21 protein-coding genes and 1 tRNA gene are annotated in these 25,588 nt (G+C 72.7%); 12 read left to right on the top strand and 10 right to left on the bottom strand.

All coding sequences use genetic code 11. The features are described 5' to 3' along the window. Positions 1-8: 8 nt before the first annotated feature. On the top strand, positions 9-536 hold the full coding sequence (locus BUE29_RS08815; RefSeq protein WP_073388712.1) for a DUF1697 domain-containing protein: 528 nt from the start codon (positions 9-11) through the stop codon (positions 534-536). Between the two features lie 87 nt (positions 537-623). On the opposite strand, the gene BUE29_RS08820 is transcribed toward BUE29_RS08815, so the two are convergent. Then, positions 624-706: transfer RNA gene (locus BUE29_RS08820), tRNA-Leu, on the bottom strand. A gap of 182 nt (positions 707-888) precedes the next feature. On the opposite strand from BUE29_RS08820, the gene BUE29_RS08825 reads away from it, so the two are divergent. From BUE29_RS08825 to pknB, 6 genes are all read left to right on the top strand, one after another. Then, on the top strand, positions 889-1,926 hold the full coding sequence (locus tag BUE29_RS08825; RefSeq protein ID WP_073388715.1) for an FHA domain-containing protein: 1,038 nt from the start codon (positions 889-891) through the stop codon (positions 1,924-1,926). A 31-nt stretch (positions 1,927-1,957) separates the two neighbouring features. Continuing rightward, positions 1,958-2,434, top strand: coding sequence for an FHA domain-containing protein FhaB/FipA (locus BUE29_RS08830; RefSeq protein ID WP_073388718.1), 477 nt, complete (start codon positions 1,958-1,960; stop codon positions 2,432-2,434). 64 nt (positions 2,435-2,498) lie between these two features. Next, entirely contained in the window at positions 2,499-3,929 is a 1,431-nt protein-coding gene (locus tag BUE29_RS08835) for a PP2C family protein-serine/threonine phosphatase (protein WP_073389592.1), read from the top strand. After that, positions 3,926-5,347 (top strand): FtsW/RodA/SpoVE family cell cycle protein, encoded by a 1,422-nt coding sequence (locus BUE29_RS08840; RefSeq protein ID WP_073388721.1) that lies wholly within the window; start codon positions 3,926-3,928, stop codon positions 5,345-5,347. The genes BUE29_RS08835 and BUE29_RS08840 overlap by 4 nt, the downstream gene beginning before the upstream one ends. Continuing rightward, positions 5,344-6,933 (top strand): peptidoglycan D,D-transpeptidase FtsI family protein, encoded by a 1,590-nt coding sequence (locus BUE29_RS08845; RefSeq protein WP_073388724.1) that lies wholly within the window; start codon positions 5,344-5,346, stop codon positions 6,931-6,933. The genes BUE29_RS08840 and BUE29_RS08845 overlap by 4 nt, the downstream gene beginning before the upstream one ends. Before the next feature lie 55 nt (positions 6,934-6,988). Then, complete coding sequence (gene pknB, locus BUE29_RS08850; protein ID WP_073388726.1) at positions 6,989-8,833, top strand: Stk1 family PASTA domain-containing Ser/Thr kinase; 1,845 nt, start codon at positions 6,989-6,991, stop codon at positions 8,831-8,833. Between the two features lie 10 nt (positions 8,834-8,843). Here pknB and BUE29_RS08855 read toward each other — a convergent pair whose 3' ends face one another. Next, positions 8,844-10,289 (bottom strand): sensor histidine kinase, encoded by a 1,446-nt coding sequence (locus BUE29_RS08855; protein WP_084180862.1) that lies wholly within the window; start codon positions 10,287-10,289, stop codon positions 8,844-8,846. A 31-nt stretch (positions 10,290-10,320) separates the two neighbouring features. After that, positions 10,321-10,995, bottom strand: coding sequence for a response regulator transcription factor (locus BUE29_RS08860; protein WP_073388729.1), 675 nt, complete (start codon positions 10,993-10,995; stop codon positions 10,321-10,323). A 151-nt stretch (positions 10,996-11,146) separates the two neighbouring features. On the opposite strand from BUE29_RS08860, the gene BUE29_RS08865 reads away from it, so the two are divergent. From BUE29_RS08865 to BUE29_RS08875, 3 genes are read left to right on the top strand one after another with little or no spacing between them, the layout of a single operon-like run. Then, positions 11,147-12,247 carry a LolA family protein gene (locus BUE29_RS08865; protein ID WP_073388732.1) on the top strand — a complete coding sequence of 367 codons (1,101 nt, stop codon included), beginning with the start codon at positions 11,147-11,149 and terminating at the stop codon, positions 12,245-12,247. Positions 12,248-12,273: 26 nt separating this feature from the next. Next, positions 12,274-13,206, top strand: coding sequence for an ABC transporter ATP-binding protein (locus tag BUE29_RS08870; protein WP_084180864.1), 933 nt, complete (start codon positions 12,274-12,276; stop codon positions 13,204-13,206). Further along, positions 13,193-14,020, top strand: a complete 828-nt coding sequence (locus BUE29_RS08875; RefSeq protein ID WP_073388739.1) for an ABC transporter permease — start codon at positions 13,193-13,195, stop codon at positions 14,018-14,020. Before BUE29_RS08870 ends, BUE29_RS08875 begins: the two co-directional genes overlap by 14 nt. Positions 14,021-14,027: 7 nt before the next feature. On the opposite strand, the gene BUE29_RS08880 is transcribed toward BUE29_RS08875, so the two are convergent. Continuing rightward, a complete protein-coding gene (locus BUE29_RS08880; protein WP_073388742.1) occupies positions 14,028-14,612 on the bottom strand; it encodes a peroxidase-related enzyme in 585 nt (194 codons plus the stop codon). A gap of 58 nt (positions 14,613-14,670) precedes the next feature. Here BUE29_RS08880 and BUE29_RS08885 point away from each other — a divergent pair, with 58 nt between their 5' ends. After that, the gene (locus tag BUE29_RS08885; RefSeq protein WP_073388745.1) at positions 14,671-16,839 is read left to right on the top strand and encodes a SpoIIE family protein phosphatase; all 2,169 of its coding nucleotides are present in this window, start codon (positions 14,671-14,673) and stop codon (positions 16,837-16,839) included. Between the two features lie 71 nt (positions 16,840-16,910). Here the strand turns inward: BUE29_RS08885 and BUE29_RS08890 are convergent, their stop codons facing one another. From BUE29_RS08890 to BUE29_RS08905, 5 genes are all read right to left on the bottom strand, one after another. Further along, on the bottom strand, positions 16,911-18,698 hold the full coding sequence (locus tag BUE29_RS08890; protein ID WP_084180865.1) for a thioredoxin-like domain-containing protein: 1,788 nt from the start codon (positions 18,696-18,698) through the stop codon (positions 16,911-16,913). Between the two features lie 64 nt (positions 18,699-18,762). Then, positions 18,763-18,900: a hypothetical protein gene (locus BUE29_RS22440; protein WP_159440851.1), complete on the bottom strand. Its 138-nt coding sequence runs from the start codon at positions 18,898-18,900 to the stop codon at positions 18,763-18,765. Between the two features lie 115 nt (positions 18,901-19,015). Continuing rightward, positions 19,016-20,512 (bottom strand): dihydrolipoamide acetyltransferase family protein, encoded by a 1,497-nt coding sequence (locus BUE29_RS08895; RefSeq protein WP_073388751.1) that lies wholly within the window; start codon positions 20,510-20,512, stop codon positions 19,016-19,018. 88 nt (positions 20,513-20,600) lie between these two features. Beyond that, on the bottom strand, positions 20,601-21,587 hold the full coding sequence (locus tag BUE29_RS08900; RefSeq protein ID WP_073388754.1) for an alpha-ketoacid dehydrogenase subunit beta: 987 nt from the start codon (positions 21,585-21,587) through the stop codon (positions 20,601-20,603). Positions 21,588-21,735: 148 nt separating this feature from the next. Then, positions 21,736-22,848, bottom strand: a complete 1,113-nt coding sequence (locus BUE29_RS08905; protein ID WP_073388757.1) for a thiamine pyrophosphate-dependent dehydrogenase E1 component subunit alpha — start codon at positions 22,846-22,848, stop codon at positions 21,736-21,738. A 226-nt stretch (positions 22,849-23,074) separates the two neighbouring features. Between BUE29_RS08905 and BUE29_RS08910 the strand changes: the two genes are divergently transcribed. Next, positions 23,075-23,470: a CD225/dispanin family protein gene (locus BUE29_RS08910; RefSeq protein ID WP_073388760.1), complete on the top strand. Its 396-nt coding sequence runs from the start codon at positions 23,075-23,077 to the stop codon at positions 23,468-23,470. A gap of 15 nt (positions 23,471-23,485) precedes the next feature. Here BUE29_RS08910 and BUE29_RS08915 read toward each other — a convergent pair whose 3' ends face one another. Continuing rightward, positions 23,486-25,549, bottom strand: coding sequence for a HelD family protein (locus BUE29_RS08915; RefSeq protein ID WP_073388763.1), 2,064 nt, complete (start codon positions 25,547-25,549; stop codon positions 23,486-23,488). Between the last annotated feature and the right edge of the window lie 39 nt (positions 25,550-25,588).

The following is a 25,588-nucleotide window of genomic DNA, read 5'->3' on the forward strand; positions in this document are numbered from 1 at the left end:
GTGGCGGCATGACCCGGTACGTCGCGCTCCTGCGTGCGGTGAACGTCGGCAGACGGCGGGTGGCCATGGCCACCTGCCGTGGTGTGCTCGCGGACCTCGGTTACGACGACGTCGAGAGCTACGTCAACAGCGGCAACCTGATGTTCGACGCGTCGGGCGGGTCCGCGGCGCTGGAGAAGAAGATCCGCGCCGCGCTCGAGGCCGAGTACGACTTCGAGCTCACCACCTTCGTCCGCACCGCGGCGCAGATCCGGACGCTGGTCGAGGCGAAGCCGTTCGGGACGGTGGAGCCCCCGAACACCCACTTCGTGCTGTTCCCCCTGACCAAGATGACCGCCGCCGAGACGAAGGCCGTCGAGGACATGTCCAACGACCACGACGAGCTGCTCATCCGTGGCCGCGACGTCCACTGGCTGATCCACGCCAAGTCGACCGAGACGACCCTCGGCCCGAAGGAGTGGCGCGACGCCCTGCCGGACAACACGACCACCGCCCGCAACATGACGATGCTGACCAAGCTGGCCGAACGGCTCTGATCCCGCCGCCCCCATCACCTTCCTCGGCGAGTTGGTTGATCATCAAGCCTGTTGATCAACCAACTCGCCGAGGAAGGAGAGATCGGGTGGGCAAGGGGGGAGTTGAACCCCCACGTCCTTTCGGACACACGGACCTGAACCGTGCGCGTCTGCCATTCCGCCACTTGCCCGGGCTCGCGCACCTGGACCGGGTCCGGGCAACGCTGGTTGGCTCCGCCACGTTAGCACGCGCCACGTGCCGGAAATCGGCCCCTGGGGCGACGCCCGATAGACTCGTCGCCGCTCACGTCGCCAGGCGTGCAGCCCCGTATGCCCGGACGCCCGAATCGACGACGAAGGACAGGGGGACGCGGTGAGCCTTGCGCAACGCTTCGAGCGCCGTCTCGAGGCGCTGGTCGGCGGCGCGTTCGCCCGGGTCTTCAAAGGCCAGGTCGAACCGGTCGAGATCGGCACGGCGCTGCAGCGCGAGGCCGCCGACAAGCGCAACGTGATGGGCAACGGCCAGGTCCTCTCGCCCAACCGTTACCGCGTGACGCTCTCGCCGTCGGACTACGAACGACTGGTGCCGTGGGAGAACCAGCTCACCAACTCGCTGGCCGAGCTCGTCCAGGAGTACCTGGACGAGAGCAGCTGGCAGACGACGGGCGACATCGAGGTCTACCTGGCACGCGACGACGAGCTGCACACCGGCGTCTTCGGTGTCGCCTCGCGCATGGAGTCCGCCGCTCCCCCGCGCCGGCGCCCGCACGACTCGCTGTCGATGCCGATCGTCCCCGGCGTCCCGCTCGGCGAGTACCCCGAGCCGGCGGGCAACGGCGCCTCGGGTCACCCGCACGGCCAGTTCGCCCCGCCGGCCGAGCCGGCCGCGGTCCCCGGATTCGGGCAGTCCCCCTACGGCGACCCGGCGGCCGGGCAGCAGCCCCACGGCCAGCCCCAGGGTCAGCCGCAGTACGGCCAACAGCAGTACGGCCAACAGCAGTACGGGCAACAGCAGTACGGGCAACCCCAGTACGGCCAGCCGCAGTACGGTCAGCCGCCCTTCGACCAGGGTCAGCAGGGCCAGCCCGGCGGCGGGTACCAACAACCGCCGCCGCCACGCCGGCAGGCCGCGATGCTCATCGTCGACCAGTCGAACCGTCGTTTCGACCTGCGCAGCGGCAGCAACGTCATCGGCCGTGGCACCGACAGCGACCTCCAGCTGCTCGACCAGGGCATCTCCCGCCGTCACGTCGACATCCAGTTCGACGGCAACTTCGCCACCGCCTACGACCTCGGCTCGACGAACGGCACGACCGTCAACGGCCACGAGATCAGCAGCCAGCTGCTGCGCCACGGCGACGTGATCCGCATCGGCCACACCCGCATCGTCTTCCACCAGGAACGCACGTGACGCGCGGGTCGAGACGCCGCGGGGCGATCGCATGAACTCTGCCCTCGCCCTGCAGCTGTTCCGCTTCGGGTTCCTGATCCTGCTGTGGCTGTTCGTGTTCGGCTGCACGCGGGTCATCCGCTCCGACCTGCGCACCAGCGGCCAGTCGCGGGTGGCGACGCCCCCGCCGGCCCGCCGTCGTGGCAAGAACGCTGCCGGTGCTCCCGCCCGCACGCCCGGTCAGCCGACGCAGCTGGTCGTCACCGAGGGCGGCCTCACCGGCACCCGGATCGGGCTCACCGGCGCGCCGGTGCTCATCGGCCGCGCCAACGACTCCACCCTCGTCCTCGAGGACGACTACGCCAGCACCCGGCACGCGCGCATCAGCCTGCAGGACACGCAGTGGGTCGTCGAGGACCTCGGCTCGACCAACGGCACCTACCTCGGCCAGCGCAAGCTCGACGGCCCCGTCCCGCTGGAGGTCGGTGTTCCGCTGCGCATCGGCAAGACCGTCCTGGAACTGCGCTGATGGCAACCGGAATGAGTGCGGACCTGCGCATCGCGGGGTCATCCCGCAACGGAGCGTGCCGCTGATGGCGCTGTACCTCCGCTACGCGGTGCGCTCGGACCTCGGTCTCGTGCGCAACAACAACGAGGACTCCGTCTACGCCGGGCCGCGGCTGCTCGCGATCGCCGACGGGATGGGCGGCCACGCCGCGGGCGAGGTCGCCAGCAAGATCGTCATCGGGACGATGGAGCCGCTGGACGAGGACCGCCGCATCGACGACCTGATGGGCTCGCTGCGCGACACGGTCAACGAGGCCAACCAGGGCATCGCCGACGCCGTGAAGCAGCGCAAGGAGCTCGAGGGCATGGGGACGACCCTCACCGCCCTGCGCTTCGTCGGCGGGCAGGTGGGGCTCGTCCACGTCGGCGACTCGCGCGCCTACCTGCTGCGCAACAACCTGCTCACGCAGATCACCCACGACGACACCTACGTGCAGTACCTCGTCGACAGCGGCAAGCTGACGCCCGACGAGGCCAAGGACCACCCACGCAAGTCGGTGATCCTGCGGGCGCTGCTCGGCACCGAGGTCGAGCCGGACGTCTCCATCCGCGAGGCACGCCACGGCGACCGCTACCTGCTGTGCTCCGACGGACTGTCCGACGTCGTCTCGTCCGAGACCATCCTCGAGACGCTGCGCATCCCCGACGTCCAGGAGTCCGCCGACCGGCTCGTCGAGCTCGCGCTGCGCGGCGGCGGGCCGGACAACGTCACCGTCATCGTCGCCGACGTCATCAACGCCCGCGTCGGTGACGTCATCGACGACGTCCCCGTCATCGCCGGCGCCTTCGTCGACCCGGCGGCGGCGGACGTCCCCGGCGACGCGAGCGCCGCCGAGCGCGCCGCGCAGATGGCCCGGAAGGGCGCGGCCCCGCCGCCGAGCGAGCCGGCCGAGCCCACCCGGCGCCGGCGCTTCCGGTGGAAGCCGTGGTTGATCGGGCTGGCCGTGGTGGCGGTGGTGGTCGCCGCCCTCGGCGGGGCCTACGCGTGGACGCAGACGCAGTACTTCGTCGGCCCGGACGGCAGGGGCAGCGAGGTCGCCATCTTCCGCGGCGTCAACACCGAGTTCGGCCCGCTCAAGTTCTTCACCGTCTACAAGAACACCAACCTCGAGATCGCCGACCTAAACGCGTCGGTCCGCTCCCAGGTCGAGGGCGGGATCGCGGCCGACAGCATCGCCGCCGCGGAGCGCATCGTGACCAACCTCCGCGACAACCGGCTGCCGGTGTGCGTGACGGACACCCCGACCCCCACGCCGACCCCGACGCCCACGGCGAAGTCGAGCGTCAAGTCCAGCGGGAAGTCCAGCGCGGCACCGGGCAGGTCGACCGCCAAGCCGCGGCGCGGCGCGCCGTCCGGCGCCCGGACCACTCCGTCCGCGGGGACGACGACCTCGGCGGCGAGCCCCGCACCCACGGCGTCCACGCCGCGGCCGCGACCCGGGGTGGACTGCCGATGACGGGCACGCTGACCCCGCTGCAGCGCATCCCGACCCGCCGCAACGTCGAGCTGATGCTGTTGGTCTTCGCGGTGCTGATCGTGGTGGCGGCCGAGACCGCGGTCGAGGCCGCGCGCGAGGGCAGGCTCGAGCCGTCGCGCCTGTTGACGTACGCCGCGGTGCCGCTGGCGCTCGGCCTCATCACGCATCTGGTGATCCGCCAGGTGGCGCGCTACGCCGACCCGCTGATGCTGCCGATCGTCGTCCTGCTCAACGGGCTCGGGCTGGTGATGATCCATCGGCTCGACCTCGGTCGCCAGGAACAGTCCCCGAGCGACTTCGCCGCCCAGGCGCCGAAGCAGGTGGTCTGGATCGCGCTGGGGCTGGTGCTGTTCCTCGCCATCCTGCTCGTCGTGCGCGACCACCGCGCGTTGCAGCGTTACGCGTACACGCTGGCCCTGGCCGGGCTGTTCCTGCTCATGCTCCCGGTCGTGCTGCCGGCGCAGTTCAGCGAGATCCCCGAAGCACCCGGCGCCCACATCTGGATCCGCGTCGCGGGCTTCTCGATCCAGCCGGGCGAGATCGCCAAGATCCTGCTGACGATCTTCGGTGCGGCCTACCTCGTCCAGAAGCGGGACGTCCTGGCGCTCGCCGGCCGCCGCGTGCTCGGCATCGACTTCCCGCGCGGGCGCGACTTCGGCCCGCTGCTGCTCGCCTGGCTGGTGTGCATCGCCATCCTGGTGCGGGGCAGCGACCTCGGCACCTCGCTGCTGTTCTTCGGCCTGTTCGTCGTCCTGCTCTACGTCGCGACCGAGCGGGTCAGCTGGGTCATCGTCGGCGTGCTGCTCTTCGCCGGCGGCGCGTACGTCGCGTACCAGATCTTCGGCAAGGTGCAGGAGCGCGTGAGCGTGTGGCTGCACCCGTTCTCGGCGGCCAACGTGTCCCCCGGTTACGACCCGACCTACCAGCTGCGGCAGTCGCTGTTCGGACTCGGCACCGGCGGGATCTTCGGCACCGGTCTCGGTAGCGGCCACCCCGAGCTCGTCCCGCTGCCGGCGACCGACTTCATCATCTCCTCCTTCGGCGAGGAGACAGGCCTGTTCGGGCTCATCGGGCTGCTCACGCTCTACGCCCTGCTGGTGGCGCGCGGGTTCGCCGCCGGCCTCGCGGTGCGCGACGCGTTCGGCAAGCTGCTGGCCTGCGGCCTTGCGTTCCTGTTCGCCCTGCAGCTGTTCGTCGTCGTCTCCGGCGTGACGAGGCTGCTGCCGGCCACCGGCCTCACGACACCGTTCCTGTCCTACGGCGGCAGCTCGATGCTGGGCAGCTGGGCGATCCTCGCCCTGCTCGTCCGGGTCTCCGACGCCGCGCGGCGGCCGGCGACCACGCCCCCGTCCCCGCCACCCACGACGACCGCGATGCAGGAGGCGGTGCCGGCGTGAACAAGCCCATCCGCAAGGTGTCCATCGCGATCGCCGTGCTGTTCCTGGCGCTGTTCGTGAACCTCAACGTGGTGCAGGTGCTGCAGGGCAGCTCCTACCGCAATAACACCGACAACCGCCGGGTGCTGCTCAACGAGTACTCCAACCCACGCGGGCAGATCACCGTCGGCGGCGACGCGGTCGCCGAGTCGGTCGCCACCGACGACCAGCTCAAGTACCTGCGCAAGTACCCCGACGGCCCGGTCTACGCGCCCGCCACCGGCTACTACTCCATCGTCTACGGCAAGGAAGGCATCGAGGACTCCACGAACAGCATCCTGACCGGCAACGACCCGGATCTGTTCGGCACGAAGCTGGCCGACCTGCTCACGGGCCGCGACCCCAAGGGCGGCAGCGTCCAACTCACCCTGAACGCGCGCGCCCAGAAGGCGGCGTACGAGGCGATGGGCAACCGGCGGGGTGCGGTCGTGGCGCTCGACCCCAAGACCGGGGCGATCCTGGCAATGGTCTCGACGCCGTCCTACGACCCGAACAAGCTGTCCGGGCACGACACCGGCGCGATCCAGCGCGCCTGGGAGGCCTACAACAAGAGCACCAAGGACCCACTGCTCAATCGCACCACCAAGCAGGTGTATCCGGCCGGGTCGATGTTCAAGGTCATCGACACCGCCGCGGCGTTGGCCGACGACTCGAAGCTGACGGCCAGCACCCGCCTCGCGGCGCCCAACAGCTACTGGCCGCTCGACACCGAGCGCAAGAGCGCGTGCCCGGCCAACGGCGAGGCGGCATGCGTCGAGAACTTCGACGGCGAGGTGTGCGACAACGGCAAGACCGCGACCCTCGCCCTCGCGCTCGCCAAGTCGTGCAACACGACGTTCTCCAAGCTGGTGGCCGAGGACCTCGGTGGGACGAAGCTGGCGCAGATGGCGCAGAAGTTCGGTCTCGACGCCCCGTACAGCGGCGACGACCCCGGCGACCTGTGTCGGCCGGCGGTGTTCGAGGTGCCGTTGCCGGTGTGCCACTCGACGCCGGGCAGCGAGAGCGACCTCCGCTCGCCCGACACCCTGGCGCAGACCGCCATCGGGCAGCGCGACGTCGGCGTCACCCCGCTGCAGGCGGCGATGCTGTCGGCCGCGGTGGCCAACAACGGCACGCTGATGAAGCCCTACCTCATCAACAAGGAGCTTCGGCCGGACCTCTCCGTGCTGCGCGAGGCCGACCCCGAGCAGCTCAGCCAGGTCCTCACTCCCGAACGCGACGCCGAACTGGTCCAGATGATGGAGGGTGTGGTCGAGAGCTCGCAGGGCACCGGCGGCCCGGCCCGCATCCCGGAGCTGCAGGAGGTCAAGGTCGGCGGCAAGACCGGCACGGCCGACCACGGCGTCCGGGGCAAGGACGGCAAGTTCCCGCCGCCGCACGCCTGGTTCACCGGCTTCGCCCTCGCCAAGGGCGACCCGAAGATCGCGGTGTCGGTGATCATCGAGGACGGCGGGGTCAGCGGCAACGAGACGACCGGCGGCCTGGCCGCCGCGCCGGTGGCGAAGAAGGTCATGTTGGCCTACCTGCGCTCGATCGGTGTCAAGTGACGAGTTCGACGTCGCACCCCCGGGGCGGCGGCAGCATGCGAAACGAGGACCACAGATGACCCAGCCGCGGATCGTCGGCGAGCGCTACGAGCTCGGTGAGCTGATCGGCTACGGCGGCATGGCCGAGGTGCACCGCGGCCGCGACCTGCGCCTCAACCGTGACGTCGCGATCAAGCTGCTGCGCGCCGACCTGGCCCGCGACCCGTCCTTCCTGAACCGGTTCCGGCGCGAGGCGCACTCGGCCGCGGGCCTGAACCATCCGTCGATCGTCGCGGTCTACGACACCGGCGAGGACGCGACCCCTGACGGCTCCACGGCCCCGTTCATCGTCATGGAGTACGTGGAGGGCCGGACCCTGCGCGACATCCTGCGCTCCGAGGGGCCGCTGCCGGCACGTCGCGCCATGGAGATCGTCGCCGACATCGCCAACGCGCTCGAGTTCAGCCATCGCAACGGGATCATCCACCGCGACATCAAGCCGGCCAACGTCATGATCACGCAGGCCGGTGCGGTGAAGGTGATGGACTTCGGCATCGCGCGGGCGGTCGCGGACACGTCGGCGACGGTCACCCAAACGGCGAACGTCATCGGGACCGCGCAGTACCTGTCCCCCGAACAGGCTCGCGGGGAGTCCGTCGACGCGCGTTCGGACGTCTACTCCGCCGGCTGCGTGCTCTACGAGCTCGTGACGGGCGTCCCGCCGTTCCAGGGGGACTCGCCGGTCGCCGTCGCCTACCAGCACGTGCGGGAGAACCCGGTCATGCCGTCGGCACGCAACGCCGACGTGCCGCGGGCGGTCGACTCGATCGTCATGAAGGCGCTCGCCAAGAACCAGCTCAATCGCTACCAGTCCGCCGGCGACATGCGCTCGGACCTGCAGCGAGCCCTCGCCGACCAGCCGGTCACTGCCGAGGCGGTGATGACCGACGCCGAGCGCACCCAGTTCATCGCCCGCACCCCGGCGCCGGCACCCGTGCCCGCACGTCCCGTCGACTACGACGACGACGAGGGCGACCATCGACGCACCGGGCTCATCTGGGCCGCCGTCGTCGTCGCCCTGCTGCTCGTCATCGGCCTCGGCACCTTCCTGATCTTCGGCTCGGACTCGGGCAACGAGAAGAAGATGGTCACGCTCGACTCGGTCATCGGGCAGACCCCCCAGGCCGCGGTGACATCGCTGCGCGAGCAGAACCTGCAGCCACAGCGCGGCGGCGAGTCGCCCGGTCCGTGCAAGGACGACAGCGGCGCCAGCATCACCGTCAACGAGGGCTACGTCTGCCTGACCAGCCCGACGCCGGGGACCGAGCTCCCCGAGGACTCGGTGGTGAAGTACTACACGTACAAGGCCAAGCTCTCGATCGTCCCGCTCGTCGAGGACCGCTCGTTCAAGGACGCCGTCGAGCTGCTGCGCAACGCGAACCTCTCCTACACCCGCAAGTACCGCAACAGCGCGGACAAGCGCGGCACCGTGCTGGAGCAGGGCACGTCGGCCAACGAGGCGGTCAAGCCCGGCACGAAGATCCTGCTCTACGTCTCGAGCGGCACGCTGAAGCTCCCCGATGTCGTGGGCAAGACCCTCGACGACGCGCGCAACGCGATCCCCGACGACTTCGGCGACCCGGAGATCCGCGAGCGCACCACCCGCAAGCAGTCGCAGGACGGCACCGTCGCGGCGCAGGAACCGGGTGCCGGCTCGTACCCGGTCAAGACCAAGATCATCCTCGAGGTCTACCGCTACTCGCGTCCGTCGCCGACCTGCACGACGCCGCCGGCGTCCCCGACGGGGACGCCCACCGGGCGGTCGACCTCGGCCTCCCCCGACCCGTCGGGCACGGCGGCGACCACGCCGTCCCTGCCGGCCTGCACGTCGTCGTCCTCGTCGGGGTCGCCGTCGCGGTGACCCGGCGTCCTCAGCCGCCGTCGAGCGGCAGCCACACCTCGGCGCGCAGGCCCGGGTGGCCGTCGGCGCGGTCGGTCAGCCGCACGCGGCCGCCGTGGTTGCGCACGATGTCACGCACGATCGGCAGCCCGAGCCCGGTGCCGCCGGTGTCGCGCGAACGGGATTCCTGCACCCGGTAGAAGCGGTCGAAGACCCGCTCGCGCTCGCCGACGGGGATGCCGGGGCCGTCGTCCTGGACGCCGAGGCGCACGCCCGGCCGGCCACTCCGCGCCGCCTCGACCAGGTCGACGTCGACGGCCGTGGCGGCGTAGCGCACCGCGTTGTTGACGAGATTGATGACGACGCGACGCAGCGCGTCGGGGTCGCCGTCGACCGCCGGCCCGGGGTGGTCCCCGGAGGGCACGGGGGTCGTCACGGTCACCGGCACCCGCGCCTGGCCGTAGCCGCCGACGACCGTCGTGACCAGCTCGGCCAGGGGGACGGCTTCGCGCCGCAGGGTGCCGGTCTCGTCCAGGCGCGCCAGGGAGAGCAGGTCCTCCACCAGCCGGTCGAGGCGGTCCACGTCGACCAGGACGTCGTCGACGAGCCCCGTCCAGTCGTCCTCCGGCCCGAGCCGCTGGCCCACCTCGAGCTGGACGCGCAACGAGGCGAGCGGCGAGCGGAGCTCGTGCGCGGCATCGCCGACGAAGGTGCGCTGCCGCGAGGTCGCCGAGTCGATGCGGTCGAGCATGGCGTTGAGCGTGACGGCGAGCCGGTGGATCTCGTCCTGGGCACGCGGCACCGGCAACCGCTGCTCGGCGAGCCCCGCGGCGGTGATGTCGGCCGCGCCGTGCCGCAGCGCCGCTACCGGACGCAGGGCCAGGGCGACGGAGGCGTACGTCGCCGCCGCCATCAGCAACACCGCGAGCGGGCCGCCGATGAGCGCGGCACGGGTGAGGATCCGCAGGCTGTCGTCCACCCGGTAGATGTCGGTGAGCACGACGACGGTGCGGCTGCCGACATTGCGCGCGACCGCGCGATACCGCGGTGCCGAGCTGCCCTCGTCCCCGGATGTGAACTCGATGCGGTTGCCCCCGCGCACCTCGGCCAACTGGTCGGGCGTCAGCAGCGACACCGTGCGGTCGGTGCCCTGCGACGCCGCGAGCACCGAGTCGTTGCGGTCGAGCACCTGCACCGCGGCGATGCCGCCGGTCGTCGGCTGCACGACCTTGGGGACGTCTCCGGTACGGACCTGGCGCGCGATGTCGCGCGCCGTCTGCACGGCGTTCTGGTCGAGGACGCGGGTGAGCGCGTAGCGCTGCAGCACCAGCAGCAGGACGGCGCCGGTGATGACGGCGATCGAGAACAGGGCCGTCGCCAGCAGGGTCAGCCGCGCGCGAAGGGACTGGCGGGCCCACCACTCGCGCGGCAGCACGAGGCCGCGGCCGACCAGCCGCGCCGCCTCGCTCGAGTTCATCGCCGGCTCGGGTGCTCGCGGGTCCGGGGCGTCACGCCTCGGCGGTGAGCCGGTACCCCGCTCCGCGCACCGTCTGCAGCGTCTGCCGGCCGAACGGCACGTCGATCTTGCGGCGCAGGTAGCCGACGTACACCTCGACGACGTTGGCGTCGCCGTCGTAGTTGGCGTCCCAGACGTGGTGCAGGATGTCGGCCTTGCTCACGGCGTCGCCGGCGCGGCGCATCAGGAACTCGAGCAGCGAGAACTCACGGGGCGTGAGCTCTACGCCGGTCTCGCCCCGGTGGACGGTGTGCGCGGCGGGGTCGAGCACCAGGTCGCCGACGGTCAGCGACGCGGGCCGCGGCTGCACGCCGCGCCGCAGCAGGGCGCGGATCCGGGCGAGCAGGACGACGAAGGAGAACGGCTTGGTCAGGTAGTCGTCGGCGCCGAGGTCGAGCGCGTCGGCCTCGTCGTACTCGCCGTCCTTGGCCGTCAGCATCAGGATGGGCACCCAGTTCTCGGCCGCGCGCAGCTGCTCGATGATCCGGTAGCCCGAGAGCTCCGGCAGCATGATGTCGAGGATGACGGCGTCGTAGGTCGTCTCCTGGGCCAGGTGCAGCCCGTCGGGACCGGTGTGGGCGACGTCGACGGTGAACCCCTCCGCGCCGAGACCGCGCTGCAGGGCCGAGGCCAACCGGATCTCGTCCTCCACGATCAGCAAGCGCACGCGCGGACCTCCCTCGTATCGGTCGACCTGTGGGTGTGCCGAGGGCACGTCAGCGGTCGGTGGACGCGGTTGTCAGACTGCCAGTGTGGACCTCGACAGCCACGGTCATACCTCAGCCCCACCACAGCGCCGTCTCTTCACCCTTGGCCCGGTGAACGTCCCTCCGGTCGTGCGGCGCCATCCGGCGCTGCGCTGGCTCGCCCCGCTCGCCGTCGTCGGCGTCGCCGGGCTCGCGGCCACCGGCGTCTTCCGGGCCCAGGCGACGTCCGAGTCGCTGCCGGCGACGTCGCCGAAGGCCATCATCGCCGCGGTGCAGTCACCGGAGCACAGCGGCTTCTCCGGCACCGTCGTCTCCCGGCTGTCGCTCGGCCTGCCCGAGCTGCCCTCCTTCGGCGGGGACGACGACGGCTCGTCGCTCGCCTCGCTGCTGACCGGCTCGCACACCCTGCGGGTCTGGTACGGCGGGGCCACCCAGCAGCGCATCGCGCTGCTCGGCGCCACCGACGAGACCGACCTCTTCCGCTCCGGCCGCCAGCTGTGGGAGTGGTCGAGTGCCGACCGGGTCGCGATCCACACGCTGCTGCCGGCCCGTCCCGCCGGCGCCGAGCAGCTGCCCGACCCCGCCACCACCCTGACCCCGTCCGGCGTGGCGAGCGGTGTGCTGCACGACCTCGATCCCACGACGAAGGTGTCGGTCCGCTCGAACGCCCGCGTCGCCAACCGCGACGCCTACGAGCTGGTCCTCGTGCCCCGCACCGCCGCGACGCGGGTCGGCTCCGTGCACATCGCCGTCGACGGCAAGACGAAGGTGCCGCTGGGGGTGCGGGTCTACGCCCGCGGCTCGCGGACGCCCTCGATCGACGTCGCCTACACCAGCATCAGGTTCGAGCGGCCGTCGCGGACGTACTTCTCCTTCACCCCGCCCTCGGGCGCGACCGTGCGCCACGTCGAGCTGGACCGGCACGGCAACGTCGACGCGAGCGGGACGGATCGTGCCGCCCGGCCGAAGCGGCATCGGCTGCAGGTCACGGGCAGCGGCTGGACGAGCGTGTGGAGCGCGCAGGTCGGCCGGGCCAGGGCCGCGAAGCTCACGCACGGCACGGCGCGTCAGCTCTCCACCCCGGTGTCGGGCAGTTGGGGTCGGGGCCGGCTGCTGAGCTCCGATCTGCTGAACGCGCTGGTCATCGACGACGGCCGGGTGTTCGCCGGCGCCGTCGAGCCGGACGCGCTCTTCGCGGCCGCCGCTAAGTAGCCCCGGGGCGGCAGATGACGTCGACGATGACGTCGGCGATCGCGTCGACCGGGCTGACGAAGCGCTTCGGCTCCGCCACCGTCGTCGACGGCCTCGACCTCGCCGTGCCGACCGGCTCGGTGTACGGCTTCCTCGGGCCCAACGGGTCGGGCAAGACGACCACGATCCGGATGCTGCTGGGGCTGGTGCTCCCGAGCTCGGGCACCCACCAGCTGCTGGGGCACGATTTCGCGAGTTCCGGCGCGATGTCCCTGGAACGCGTCGGGGCACTGGTCGAGGGGCCGGCGTTCCATCCGTACCTGTCCGGCCGCGCGAACCTGGCGCGGCTCGACGCCGCCGATCGGACCGCGAGCGCTCGCACCGCCACCGCGCGCATCGGCGAGGCCCTCGACCGGGTCGGGCTGGCCGCCGCGGCGCGCAAGCGCTACCGCGCCTACTCGCTCGGGATGCGGCAACGGCTCGGTATCGCCGCGGCCCTGCTGCGCCCCCGGGACCTGCTCGTCCTCGACGAGCCCACGAACGGTCTCGATCCGCAGGGCACCCGCGAGGTCCGGGCGTTGATCGACGAGCTGTCCCGCGGCGGCACGACGGTCTTCCTGTCCTCCCATCTGCTGAGCGAGATCGAGCACCTGTGCACCGAGGTCGGGGTGATGAGCGTCGGTCGGCTGGTGTGGCAGGGCAGCATGGCCGAGCTGCGCGGCCGGCAGCGCCCCGTGGTGCGGGTCGACACCGGGCAACCCGAGGCCGCCGAGCGGGTGCTGGCCGAGCACGACGTCGGTGACCTGCGACGCTCGGACGGCGCGGTGCACGGCACCGCCGGCGCCGCGCTGCAGCCCGAGCGGCTGGTGGCGGCGCTGGTCGCCGCCGGCGTCGGCGTGCGCGGCTTCCGGGTCGAGGCGCCGAGCCTCGAGGAGCAGTTCGTCGGGTTGACGGGAGAGGGGTTCGATGTCTCCGGTTGAGCTGCGCGCCCCCGCCCGGTTCCTGCGTTCCGAGCTCGGCATGGTCTTCGGCCGCCGCCGCAACGCCGTCCTGCTCTCGGTGCTCGGCCTCGTGCCGGTGCTGATCTGCGTGTCGGTGCGGGCCAGCGGACGGTCCGGCCGGGGCAGCACGATCTTCGGCGGCATCACCGAGAACGGCCTGTTCGCCGCCCTGGCCGCCCTGCTCGTGGCCGGGCCGCTGTTCCTGCCGCTGGTCGTGGCGGTCGTCGCGGGTGACGCCGTCGCCGGCGAGGCGCACTCCGGGACGCTGCGTTACCTGCTGAGCGTGCCGGTCGGTCGGACCCGGCTGCTGGCGGTGAAGTTCGCCGCCGCCGCGGCATGGTGCGTCGCGTGCGTCGCGGTGGTCGCGGTGCTCGGCGTGCTCGCGGGACTCGTGCTGTTCCCCTCCGGGGAGCTGACCCTGCTCTCCGGCCGTGCCGTCTCCTACACCGACGGCCTCGGCCGGCTGGCGCTGGTGTCGGCGTACGTCGCGGCCTCGTTGCTGATGGTGGCGGCGCTCGGGCTGTTCGTGTCGACCATGACCGAGGTGCCGATCGCCGCCATCGCGGCCACGCTCACCCTCACGATCGCGAGCCAGGTCGCCGACGCCGTCCCGCAGCTCGCCGTCATCCAGGGTTGGCTGCCGACCCACCGCTGGCTGCGGTGGGTCGACCTGCTGCGCGACCCCGTCGCCACCGACGGGATGGCGGCCGGCCTGCTCGTGACGCTCGGCTACGTGGCGCTGTTCGTCTCGCTGGCCTGGGCGCGCTTCGGCGGCAAGGACGTCACCAGCTGAGCGGTCGCTACCGGCCGCGGTCGAGGTGGTGGTACTCCTCGTTGGGACGCTGCCCGGTGGCCAGTGCCATCCGGTTGGTGAAGTTGTACATGCTGGCGATCTCGGCGACGTCCCAGATCTCGTGGTCGGTGAGGCCCACGTCGCGCAACCCGACGAGGTCGGCCTCGCTCATCTCGTGCGGACGGGCGGTGAGCTTCTCCGCGTACCCGCAGATGGCGGCGCGCCGCTCGTCGAGCCCGGCGTGCCGCCAGTTCGTCGCGACGTAGTCGGCGGTCAGCTCCGCCTCGGCCGTCCCACCCAGGGCGACCCGGAGCGCGTGCCCGTGGGACACGATGCAGTAGGTGCACCGGTTCCACGCGCTGACGACCACGGCGATCATCTCGCGGTCGGCCGCGTCGAGCCCCGGTGTCGGCTCGTGCAGCAGCTTGTAGTGCCCGAACCAGGCGGAGAGGCGCTCCGGTCGGTAGCTGAAGGCGCGGAACACGTTCGGCACGAAGCCGACCTGTTCGCGAGCCTTCGCGAACAGGCCCCGCAGCCGTTCGGGGAGCTCCGCCTCGTCGGGGACCGGGAAGAACCACGTCGCGCGCGCCATGCCCACGACGGTAGTGCTCGGCTCCCGGTGCCCGTGCCCTTCCCGATAGCATCACGCGGTGACCGAGCAGTCGACGGACGGTGGTGCGACGGGAGCGGACGCCGCCCTCGCGACGCTGCTGCCCCCTCTCGTCCACGAGGCGAGTGCCGCCGTGCTGGTGGTCGACCTGCAGCGGCGCGAGGTCACCTTCGCCAACGACCTGGCCCGGCAGCTGGCCCCCGAGCGCGACCTGCCGATCTCGGTGGACGACTGGTCGCAGGCCGCGGGGCTCGAGGACGTCACCGGCGGCCACCTGCCCGAGGGGCCGACCGAGTCGACCGTCAGCCCGGCGGAGTCCCTGCTGCGGGTGGCGCAGGGCGAGCCGGCGACCGGCGAGGCGATCACCGCGATGCGGGCGACCGCCGCCACCGACGCCCGCGAGGTGCTCTGGGTGCTCGGCCTGCCCCTCGACGGCGCGCCCGCGGCGCTCGCGAACCTGGCGCTGGTCGTGTTCCTGCCCGCGCGCAACGCCCGGCTGGTCGCGGGCGTGCAGGAGTCCGCCGCCGACCTGCGCGACCGCGCCGTGCTCGCGACGCGGGTCTCGTTCACGATCACCGACCCGAACGAGCCCGACGACCCGCTCGTCTGGGTCAACCCGGCGTTCTCGCAGACCACCGGATACACCTTCGACGAGGCGGTCGGGCGCAACTGCCGCTTCCTGCAGGGCGAGGGCACCGATCGCGAGATCATCGACCAGATCCGCGACTGCCTGCGCGAGGAGCGTCCGCTCACCACGACGTTGCTGAACTACCGCAAGGACGGCACGCCCTTCTGGAACGAGCTGTCGATCTCGCCCGTGCGTGACAGCGACGGTGCGGTGACGCACTTCGTCGGCGTGCAGGCCGACGTCACCGGCCGCGTCGAGGCGCAGCAGTCGCGTGACGACGCGTTGTCGCAGGTCGCGCGCGCCGCCGACCGGCTCGCGCTGCTCGCGGACTTCACGTCGCGGATGGCGATGAGCCAGCAGCCCACGCACATCCTGCAGCTGCTGGCCGACGCGCTGGTCCCGCAGGTCGGCACCTGGTGCGCCCTCTACACCCTGGACGACGCCGGGCACGTCTCGCGGCCGTACGTCATGCACGAGCGGGCCGACATCGACCCGGCGGTCGCCGACCTCGTCGAGTCGCTGACCGCGGTGGTGCCCGACCAGCTGCGCGGCAGCAGCCCCATCTGGCCGGTCCTGCGCGGCGAGGTCCGCGACGTGCTCATCCGCGACTACGAGGACACGCCGGCGTCGGAGACGGGGGCGGGCGACGACGAGCGCACCGCACTGCTGCGCCGGCTCGGTACCCGCAGCATCGTCGTGGTCCCCCTGCTCGCCCGCTCGGGGATCCTCGGCTGCGTCGCGCTCGTCGCCGACGAGTCGCGACCCCCGTTCGGCGAGACCGACCTCGCACTGGTCCAGGACCTCGCGGTGCGCGCCGGGCTGATGCTCGAGAACACCCAGCTCTACGCCCGCGAGCGCGCCGCCGCCGCGACGCTGCAGCGCAGTCTGCTGCCGCGACTGCCCCGACTCGACGGCGTCACCATCGCCGCCGAGTACATCCCCGCCGCCGACGAGGCCGCGGTCGGCGGTGACTGGTACGACGTCTTCGCCCTGCGCGGCGGGGCGGGTGTCGGCGTCGTCGTCGGCGACGTCATGGGGCACAACTTCGACTCCGCCGCCCGGATGGGCAAGCTCTCCACCATCGTCCGCTCCTACGGCTGGCCGGGCAGCGAGCCGCAGACCGTGCTCACCGCGGTCGACGAGCTGCTCGAGGGCGGCGGCCTGGACTTCCTGGCCACTTGCGTCTACGCGACGCTCAGCCTCGACGAGCGCGGTGCGCAGCTGCGCTACTCCAGCGCGGGTCACCCACCGGCGATCGTGCGCGGTCCCGACGGCGTGGTGCACGTGCTCGACGCCGCCCGGGGACCCATGATCGGCGTCTCGCGGCTGCTCGCGGACTCGACGCGTCCCGCCGACGCCGTCGTGTCCCTGGAGCGGGGCAGCACCCTCATCTGCTTCACCGACGGCCTCACCGACGCCTTCGGCCCGGAGCCGGACATGGACGAGGGGCTCGCCGAGCTGTGCCGGCTCGCCGCCGCCCTGCCACTGGACGCCTCGCCGCGCCAGCTCATCGAACGGCTGACCGCCGCGGCCGTGCGGCACTCCGACGACGTCGCCGTCGTCGCGATGCGCATCGACTGATCGCCTGCCCGTCGCCGTGGTCGCTGCGGCGCCCCGCGGAACGACCACCCGAGCGGGCAGGGCGGGTGGGGTCAGCCCAGCAGGGTGAGATCCAGCCGGCCGGTGCCGTCGTCGCCGACCGTGACGGGCAGTCCCCAGTCCTGCCGGGCCAGGTAGCACGCGGGATGGTCGGCGTCCGGCGCGTCGTCGCAGGAGGCGGCCTGGGCCGTGACGTGCAGGACGCCGGCGCCCGGCGCGAGCCGCAGCCGGCGCCGCAGGTCGGTGGACTCGCCGGCACCGTCGACGAGCAGTTCCGGTGGCGACGCGGTCACCGCCACCCGGACCGAGGGGCCGTAACGGTCGTCGAGCTTGCGTCCGGGCGGTACCCGGAAGAGCACGGCGAGCTCGACCTCGCCGGCTGCCACGGCGGTCGCCGGGCGCTCGGTGCGCTGCGCCGCGCCGGTGACGACCTCGTCGCCCAGGGGGGTGGCGGTGAGGCGGTGCCCGGCGGACTCCACGACGACGAGCGTGTCGCCGACGAGCAGGGCGGCCGACGGCTCGGCGAGGTCGCGAGCCAGCGTGGTGACGGCGTCGGTCGCCGGGTCGTAGCGCCGGACGGCGCCGTTGTAGGTGTCGAGGACGGCCGGGGAGCCGTCGGGCAACACGGTGACTCCGAGCGGGTGCTGGAAGCGCGCACTCGCCGCCGGGCCGTCCACGTGGCCGAAGTCGAACAGCCCCTCGCCGACCACGGTCCGGACGACGCCGTCGGTGTCGAGATGGCGCAGCGCGGAGGACTCGGCGTCCACGAACCACACCCGCTCGCCGGCCACGGCGAGCCCGGACGGCTGGGCGAGCCAGGTGTCGAGCGCGGCGCCGTCGCGCAGCCCCTCGACGGTGGTGCCGGCGAGCACCTCGGCGGTCCCGGCGACCGGGTCGACGGCCAGCAGCAGGTGGACGCCCGCGGCGGCGACGACGGCACGGTCGGCGGCCGGCCACCAGACGACGTCCCACGGCGAGAGCGCGAGCGGGATCGGGCCGGTGACGGTGAGCTCGTCGGCGAGCAGCGCCGGCAGGTCGAGGGTCGCGATCAGCGCACCGTCGGCGAGGCGGACGCCGCGCAGCACGTGCTGGGCGGTGTCGGCGACCAGGACGTCGTAGTCGGTGAGCCCCGCGGGCAGCAGGGCGAGCCCGTTCGGCTCGGCGAAGGGGGCGCCGCGCTCGCCGGTCCCGATGCGGCGCAGCTCGGTGGTGCCGTCGAGCTCGAGCTCGACCAGCTGGTGGTGGCCGGCGTCGGCGACGAGCAGCGAGTCCCGGTCGCGGCCGGTGCGCTGCGCGGGCAGCAGCACCGCATCGGCGGGGAAGCGCAGCGTTCCCGGGACGGGTGCCGGCGGGCGGTACGGGTCGTCGCCGCGCCGCAGCGTCCCGCGCGCCTCGTGCTCGGGCGCGAGGGTGTCGACGAGGGCGCCCAGGGCCTCGACCTGCCCCTCGCCGGCGGCCTGCGCGACCACGTACCCCTCCGGGTCGATCAGCACCAGCGTGGGCCAGGCGCGCACCGCGTACTGCTGCCACGTCGCGAGGCGCGGGTCGTTGACGACGGGGTGGTGCACCTCGTGGCGCTCGACGGCGGCCGCGAGCGCGGCCGGGTCGGCCTCGTGGGGGAACTTCGGCGAGTGCACGCCGACCACGGTCAGCACCTCGGCGTAGCGGCGCTCGAAGGGGCGCAGCTCGTCCAGCACGTGCAGGCAGTTGCCGCAGCAGAACGTCCAGAAGTCCAGCAGGACGAAGCGGCCCCGCAGGCCGGCGAGGGTCAGTGGCTCGGCTGAGTTGAACCAGTCGCCGGCCACCAGTTCCGGCGCCCGCACCCGCGGGCCTGTTCTCACGGCGTCCACGCCTGATGCAAGCCGCGGGCCGCCCGCGGTAATCCCGCGGACCGTCCCGCGTGGGTCAGCGGCTGTAGAAGCCGCTGCGGGCCGCGGCAGCGACGAGCTCCTGCTGCATGGCCGGCGACGCCTTGTCGAAGGCGCGGTTGAACTCGCGAAGCTGGCGGCGGCGAGCCACCCGGCGGCTGATCTTGTTGGTCATCTCTTCCTCCTTCGTTTGTTAAGTCAATCGGAGGAAGAACGGAATAGATTACGGCAGGATGCCCGAAAGTGGCTAACGTCACCAGGTACTTCACCGCGGTCTCACCGCAGGATCCTCAGAGCAGCGCCAGCCCGGGGTCGGTGAGGATCGTGGCGACGTCGGACAGGAACTGCGAGCCCTGCTGCCCGTCCACGAGCCGGTGGTCGAAGGACAGTCCGAGCTGGGTGACCCACCGTGGCTCGATCCGCTCCTCGGCGCCGCTGCCCACCACCCACGGCATCCGGCGGATCGCGCCGACGGCGAGGATGCCGGCCTCCCCCGGGTTGAGGATGGGGGTGCCGGTGTCGACGCCGAACACGCCGACGTTGGTGATCGTGAACGTGCCGCCGGCCATGTCGGCCGGCGACGTGCGTCCCGCGCGGGCGGTGGCGGTGAGGGCGCCGATGGCCTCGGCCAGCTCCCGCAGCGAGAGGCGGTCGGCGTCCTTGACGTTGGGGACGACGAGCCCGCGGTCGGTCGCAGCCGCGATGCCCAGGTTGACGTAGTGCTTGAGCACGATCTCGCCCGCGGCGTCGTCCCACGTGGCGTTGACCTCGGGCGTGCGCGCTGCGGCGAGGACGACGGCCTTGGCGACGAAGAGCAGCGGCGACACCTTCACGTCCCGGAACTCGCGCCGGGCGGCGACGCGGTCGCGCAGCTCCATCGTCGCGGAGACGTCGACGGTCACGAACTCGGTGACGTGCGGTGCCGTGAACGCGGAGGCGACCATGGCCGCGGCGGTGTGCTTGCGGACGCCCTTCACCGGGATCCGGGTCTCGCGCGCACCGTGACCGGCCCGCGCCGGCGCGGCCGACGCCGCTGCCGCCGGTGCCGGCGGTGTCGACGACGACCCGTTCGCGGCGAGCTGGACGTCGTCGCGCGAGATCGTGCCGTGCGGGCCGGTCGGGGCGACGAGGGTCAGGTCGACGCCGAGCTCCTTCGCCAGCTTGCGCACCGGCGGCTTGGCCAGCGGCCGCAGCGACGTGACCGACTCGACCGGCGCCGGGGGCGCCGGGGGCGCCGGGGGCGCCGGGGGCGCCGGGGGCGCCGGGGGCGCCGGGGGCTCGGCCACCGCCGGGCCGGGGGCGGGGTGCTCGGCGGTGGCCGGCGGCAGGTTGAACGACACCTGCGCGCCGGCGGCGGTGACCGGCGGCGGCTCGGCGCGGCGTCGACGGCGTCGCCCGCCCGAGCTCTCCCGCGGGCCGTAGCCGACCAGGGTCAGCTGCTTGTCCTCGCCGGCCTCGGCGACCACGCCGTCGGCGGCGGTCGGGACGGCGGGAACGAGGTCCTCGGCCGCGGCCGGCGCTGCCGCCGCTGCCCCGTCGCCGACGCCGCCGGTGTCGATCGAGATGATCGGGGTGCCGACCGGCACGGTCTCGCCCTCGACCGCATGCAGCCCGGTGACGACGCCGGCGAACGGCGACGGCAGCTCGACCGCGGCCTTGACCGTCTCGACCTCGGCGATGGTGTCGTTGACCTCGACGGTGTCACCGACCGCGACCAGCCACTTGAGGATGTCGCCCTCGGTGAGCCCCTCGCCGAGATCCGGCAGCTTGAACTGCTCGATGCTCACGCCGCGTCCTCACTTCGTTCCGGGCGACGGCGCGAGGCACGAGGCGCGCTGTGACATTGGTTCGCTCCGCAGGCTTCGCTCACGCTGGTCAGTACTCCAGGATCGTGTCGACGGCGTCCAGGACGCGGTCGAGGTTGGGCAGCCACTCGTGCTCGAGGCGGCTCGGCGGGTAGGGCGTGTCGTAACCCGCGACGCGCAGCACTGGCGCCTCGAGCGAGTAGAACGCCTCCTCGGTGACCTTGGCGGCGATCTCCGCGCCGACGCCGAAGCTCTGCGGCGCCTCGTGCACGACGATCAGCCGGCCCGTCCGCCGCACCGACTCGACGACCGTGGGGACGTCCAGCGGCGAGACCGAGCGCAGGTCGACGACCTCGAGGTCGAGCCCGTCCTCGGCGGCGACCGCGGCGGCCTCGATCAGGGTGGGGACGGTGGGGCCGTAGCCGGCCAGGGTCACCTGCCGGCCGGGGCGGACGACGCGCGCGGAGTACAGCGGTGTCGGCGATCCGGCGATCTCGGCCTTCGCGGCGTGATAGAGCCGCTTGGGCTCGATGAAGACCACCGGGTCGTCGTCGGCGATCGCCTCCTGGATCATCCAGTAGGCGTCGGACGGGTTGCTGCACGCGACGACCTTCAGCCCGGCCGTGTGCGCGAAGTACGTCTCGACCGACTCGCTGTGGTGCTCGACGGCGCCGATGCCGCCACCGGACGGGATGCGGATCGTGATCGGCATCTTGACCTTGCCGGCCGAGCGGTTGTGGAACTTGGCCACCTGGCTGACGATCTGGTCGAAACCGGGGAAGACGAAGCCGTCGAACTGGATCTCGCACACCGGGCGGTACCCGCGGATCGCGAGGCCGACGGCGGTGCCGATGATCGCCGACTCGGCGAGCGGCGTGTCGATCACCCGGGCCTCGCCGAAGTCCTTCTGCAGCCCGTCGGTGATGCGGAAGACGCCGCCGAGCTTGCCGACGTCCTCGCCCATCACGACGACCTTGGGGTCGGCCTCGAGCGCCTTGCGCAGGCCGTCGTTGAGGGCCTTGGCCATCGTCTTCTTCTCGGCGGCGGGCTCGCTCATGCCGACACCTCCGCAAGTCGTCCTGCGTTGCCGGGTGCTCTGTCGACTGGCGACCTTCCGCCCGACTGGCGACCTACAGGTCGCCAGTCGGCGGGTAGGTCGCCAGTCGACGTGGGAAGTCGCCAGTCGGAACCACCGCGGGACGCGCTCATGCCGACACCTCGCTGACGAACTCGACGAAGTCGTCGCGCTGCCCGCGCAGGTCGTCGGGCATCGTGACGTGGACGTGCTCGAAGACCGACTCCGGGGTCGGGTCGGGCAGGGCGCGGCAGCCGGCGCGGACGTGCTCGGCGAGCCCCTTGGCCTCGGCCTCGATGCCGTCGAAGAAGTCGGCGCCGAAACCCGCCTCGCGGCTCAGGTAGGCGCGGACGCGTTCGAGGGGGTCCTTGAGCTTCCAGGTCTCGGCCTCGCTGCCGAGCCGGTAGCGGCGCGGGTCGTCGTTGGTGGTGTGCGGGTTCATCCGGTAGGTGAAGGCCTCGATGAACGTCGGCCCCTGCGCGCTCCGGGCATCGTCGAGCGCCTTGCGGGTGACCGCGAGGCTCGCGAGCACGTCGTTGCCGTCGACGCGGACCCCCGGGAAGCCGAACCCGCTCGCCCGCCGGTAGAGCGGCACCCGGCTCTGCACGCCGACCGGCTCGCTGATCGCCCACTGGTTGTTCTGGCAGAAGAAGACGACCGGCAGGTTGGCCGCGCCCGCCCAGACGAAGGCCTCGTTGACGTCGCCCTGGCTCGACGCGCCGTCGCCGAAGAACGCGATGACCGCGGTGTCGCGGTTCGGGTCGCCGGTGCCGACCGCGCCGTCGCGCACGACGCCCATCGCGTAGCCGGTCGCGTGCAGCGTCTGCGCACCGATGACGATCGTGTACAGGTTGAAGTTGTTCTCGTTGGGGTCCCAGCCGCCGAGGTTGGTGCCGCGGTAGAGCCCCAGCAGCGTGAGCGGGTCGACGTCACGGCACCAGGCCAGGCCGTGCTCGCGGTAGGTCGGGAAGGCCATGTCCTGGGTTCGCAGCGCGCGCCCGGCGCCGATCTGGGCGGCCTCCTGGCCGAGCAGCGACGCCCACAGGCCGAGCTCGCCCTGGCGCTGCAGCGCGATGGCCTCGGTGTCGATCCGGCGCACCATCACGAGGTCGCGGTACAGCGAGCCGATCTCGTCGTCGGTGATGTCCAGCGGGTAGTCCGGGTGCTCGACGCGCTGACCCTCGGGTGTCAGCAGCTGGACGAGGTCCGGCTCCGGGTGCACGGCATGGACGTGTTCACTCACTCGCGACTCCTCGGCTGGGCGACGGCGGCCGGGGTCTTCCGGACGTCCGCCTCGTGCGATCGGGCCTTGACCCGTGCGGTCCGTTGGTACAGGGGTGGCGTACCGGGCGGACTACACAGGGGTTCCTACCATATCCGTGACGGCGGTCACCTCGGCTCCCGAACGCAGGATGCCGGCCGAGTGATCGGTCAGGACACGGCGGCGCGCACGAAATCGCGAGGACGGCATGGTCGACTGGGACAAGCACGAATCGCCGCCGGCCGTGCCGCCGTCGTACCCCGTGCCGCCGTCGTACCCCGTGCCGCCGCCGTACCCCGTCGCGCCGTACGGCTACGGGCCGCCGCCCCGCGGCCTGCTGCCGCCGCACCTCAAGCCGTCGACCAACGTGGGGTGGGCGATCGGAGCGCTGCTGACGTTCTGGCCGCTGGCGATCCCGGCCTTCCTCGCCGCCAACAAGGTGGACGACCTCTGGTTCCGCGGCGACGTGGCCGGTGCCCACAAGGCCTCGGCTGACGCGCGCAGGTTCGGCATCATCGGCGTCGTCGTGGGGTGCGGCCTCGCGGTGGCCGCCCTCGTCTTCGTCTTCGTCGCCCTCACGGTGCTGGTGCACACCGCGGTCTGAGCGCAGAGTGCAGGATCAGGTGAGCTCGGCGGGGAGCGGTTCGGCGTGCACGACCCGCACCCGTGACACCGCGCGGGTCAGGACGACGTAGAGGCGGCGCAGGCCGTCGAGCCGCGACGGTTCGGCGGCGACGATCGCCGCGGGCTCGGCCACCACGACCGAGTCGTACTCGAGTCCCTTGGCCGCCGAGGCCGGCACGACGGTGACCCGCGTGGCGGCATCGTCGGGTCCGTCGTCGGGTCCGTCGTCGAGCAGCCGCGCCGCGACACCGGCGGCCTGCAGGTCCTCAAGCGCGGCGCTCGCCCGCGCGTCGGGGACGATGACGCCGACGGAGCCCGGCGCCGCCAGGCAGTCGCGCACCTCGGCCGCGACGGTGCCGCCGGGGACGAGGCGGAACGCGTCCTCGCCCTGGCGTACCGAGGTCGCGGGCGGGACGCCGGGGGCGATGTGGGGCAGCAGCCGGTTCGCGACGGCGAGCACCTCGCCCGGCACGCGGTACCCCGCGGTCAGCGGCAGCACCGCAGCGGCGTGGCCGAGGTGGTCCAGGGTGCGTGCCCAGTCCCCGGGGGCCCACGGCGTCGTGGCCTGCGCGAGGTCGCCGAGCACGGTCACCGACCCCAGGGGGCAGCGGCGCGCGACGGCGCGGCACTGCATGGCCGAGAGGTCCTGCGCCTCGTCGACGACGGCGTGGACGAAGGTGTCCTGGGGGCGCAGCAACGCGTCGATCTCGTCGAGCAGGACGACGTCGGCCGGCGTCCAACGGATCGTGCGCAGCGAGCGCGGCGCCGGCCGGTGCAGCGCCTCGCGCTCGGCCTCGGACAGGCTCGTGCCGGCGCACCGCGCGAGGAAGTCGGGGTCGTCGTAGAGCCGGGCGAGCAGGGCCGGCGCCGTCAGCTCGGGCCAGACCGAGTCCACCCACTCGCGCACCGGCTGCGAGCGGGCGACCCGTGCCGTCTCGGCGTCGGTGGGCGCGCCGCCGGCGTCCTCGCGCTGCCGGCGGACGTCCTCGGCGGCCTGCATGCGCAGCCGGTCGCGGGCGGCGGCCCACCGCAGGCCCGGCCCCAGCGCTCGGCGGGCGTCGTCGACGTAGCGGCGCAGCCCGTGCGCGTACACCCGGTAGCGCTTCGTCCCCACGACCGCGACGAGGTCCTCGGTGGGTTTGCGCGCGTGCGAGACGACGGCGCGCCGGATCACCTCGGCCAGCCGGGCGTCGCCCTTGAGGACGGCCAGCGCGACGGGCTCGTCGCCGCGCGCCTGGTGCCCGAGCAGCCCGGCGACCGTGGACTGCGTGATCCCGCCCTCGCCGAGCGAGGGCAGCACCTGCGCGATGTAGTGCAGGAAGGCCTGGTTGGGGCCGACGACCAGCACGCCGGAGCGTCGCAACCGCTCCGGGAAGGTGTAGAGGAGGTAGGCGGCGCGGTGCAGGCCGACCGCCGTCTTGCCTGTCCCGGGCGCACCCTGGACGCACAGCGAGGTGTCGAGATCGGCGCGCACGAGCTCGTCCTGGTCGGGCTGGATCGTGGCCACGATGTCGCGCATCGGCCCCACGCGGGGTCGCTCGATCTCGGCGCGCAGCAGCTCGGAGTCCAGCCCGAGCGCCTCGCCGCGGTCGAGCTGCTCGTCCTCGAAGGACGTCAGCCGGCCGTCGGCGAAGCCGAAGCGGCGTCGCAGCCGCACGCCCATCGGCTCGTCGGCGGTCGCGCGGTAGAAGCCGCGCGCGATCGGTGCTCGCCAGTCGATCACCACCGGGTCGCCGGCGTCGTCGCGGACGTGCCGGCGGCCGATGTGCAGCACCTCGGGGCCGCGACGGCCGTCGTCGGGTTCCCGGTCGGTCCGGCCGAAGAACGCGGGGGCGTTGGGGTCGGCGGTGAGGGTGGTCAGCCGCTGCGCCCGCAGCGCGCCGAGCGCGTGGCTGGCGAGCTCGTCGACGCCGTAGTCGGCGATGTGCTCGGCGGTGTCGACCATCGCGAGCAGGCAGCGACGGGCGTGCGCCAGATGCTCGCCCTCGGCGGCGAGTACGGGGTCGGCGGCGGGGTGGGAGGTGGGGGATGCGGGGTCCGGACGCTGGTCGGCAGCCACGATCGGATGACGCTACGGGACGGGGGCAACGGCTTTTCC

The sequence above is a fragment of the Jatrophihabitans endophyticus genome, assembly GCF_900129455.1.
GTDB lineage: Bacteria > Actinomycetota > Actinomycetes > Mycobacteriales > Jatrophihabitantaceae > Jatrophihabitans > Jatrophihabitans endophyticus.

Excerpts from the sequence above, each read along its gene's own strand:
- BUE29_RS08815 (WP_073388712.1), top strand. The coding sequence starts at position 9 with ATGACCCGGTACGTCGCGCTCCTGCGTGCGGTGAACGTCGGCAGACGG.
- BUE29_RS08900 (WP_073388754.1), bottom strand. The coding sequence starts at position 21,587 with ATGAGCGAGCCCGCCGCCGAGAAGAAGACGATGGCCAAGGCCCTCAAC.
- BUE29_RS22440 (WP_159440851.1), bottom strand. The coding sequence starts at position 18,900 with ATGACCAACAAGATCAGCCGCCGGGTGGCTCGCCGCCGCCAGCTTCGC.
- BUE29_RS08840 (WP_073388721.1), top strand. The coding sequence starts at position 3,926 with ATGACGGGCACGCTGACCCCGCTGCAGCGCATCCCGACCCGCCGCAAC.
- BUE29_RS08830 (WP_073388718.1), top strand. The coding sequence starts at position 1,958 with ATGAACTCTGCCCTCGCCCTGCAGCTGTTCCGCTTCGGGTTCCTGATC.
- BUE29_RS08875 (WP_073388739.1), top strand. The coding sequence starts at position 13,193 with ATGTCTCCGGTTGAGCTGCGCGCCCCCGCCCGGTTCCTGCGTTCCGAG.
- BUE29_RS08910 (WP_073388760.1), top strand. The coding sequence starts at position 23,075 with ATGGTCGACTGGGACAAGCACGAATCGCCGCCGGCCGTGCCGCCGTCG.
- BUE29_RS08870 (WP_084180864.1), top strand. The coding sequence starts at position 12,274 with ATGACGTCGGCGATCGCGTCGACCGGGCTGACGAAGCGCTTCGGCTCC.
- pknB (WP_073388726.1), top strand. The coding sequence starts at position 6,989 with ATGACCCAGCCGCGGATCGTCGGCGAGCGCTACGAGCTCGGTGAGCTG.
- BUE29_RS08855 (WP_084180862.1), bottom strand. The coding sequence starts at position 10,289 with ATGAACTCGAGCGAGGCGGCGCGGCTGGTCGGCCGCGGCCTCGTGCTG.
- BUE29_RS08835 (WP_073389592.1), top strand. The coding sequence starts at position 2,499 with ATGGCGCTGTACCTCCGCTACGCGGTGCGCTCGGACCTCGGTCTCGTG.
- BUE29_RS08880 (WP_073388742.1), bottom strand. The coding sequence starts at position 14,612 with ATGGCGCGCGCGACGTGGTTCTTCCCGGTCCCCGACGAGGCGGAGCTC.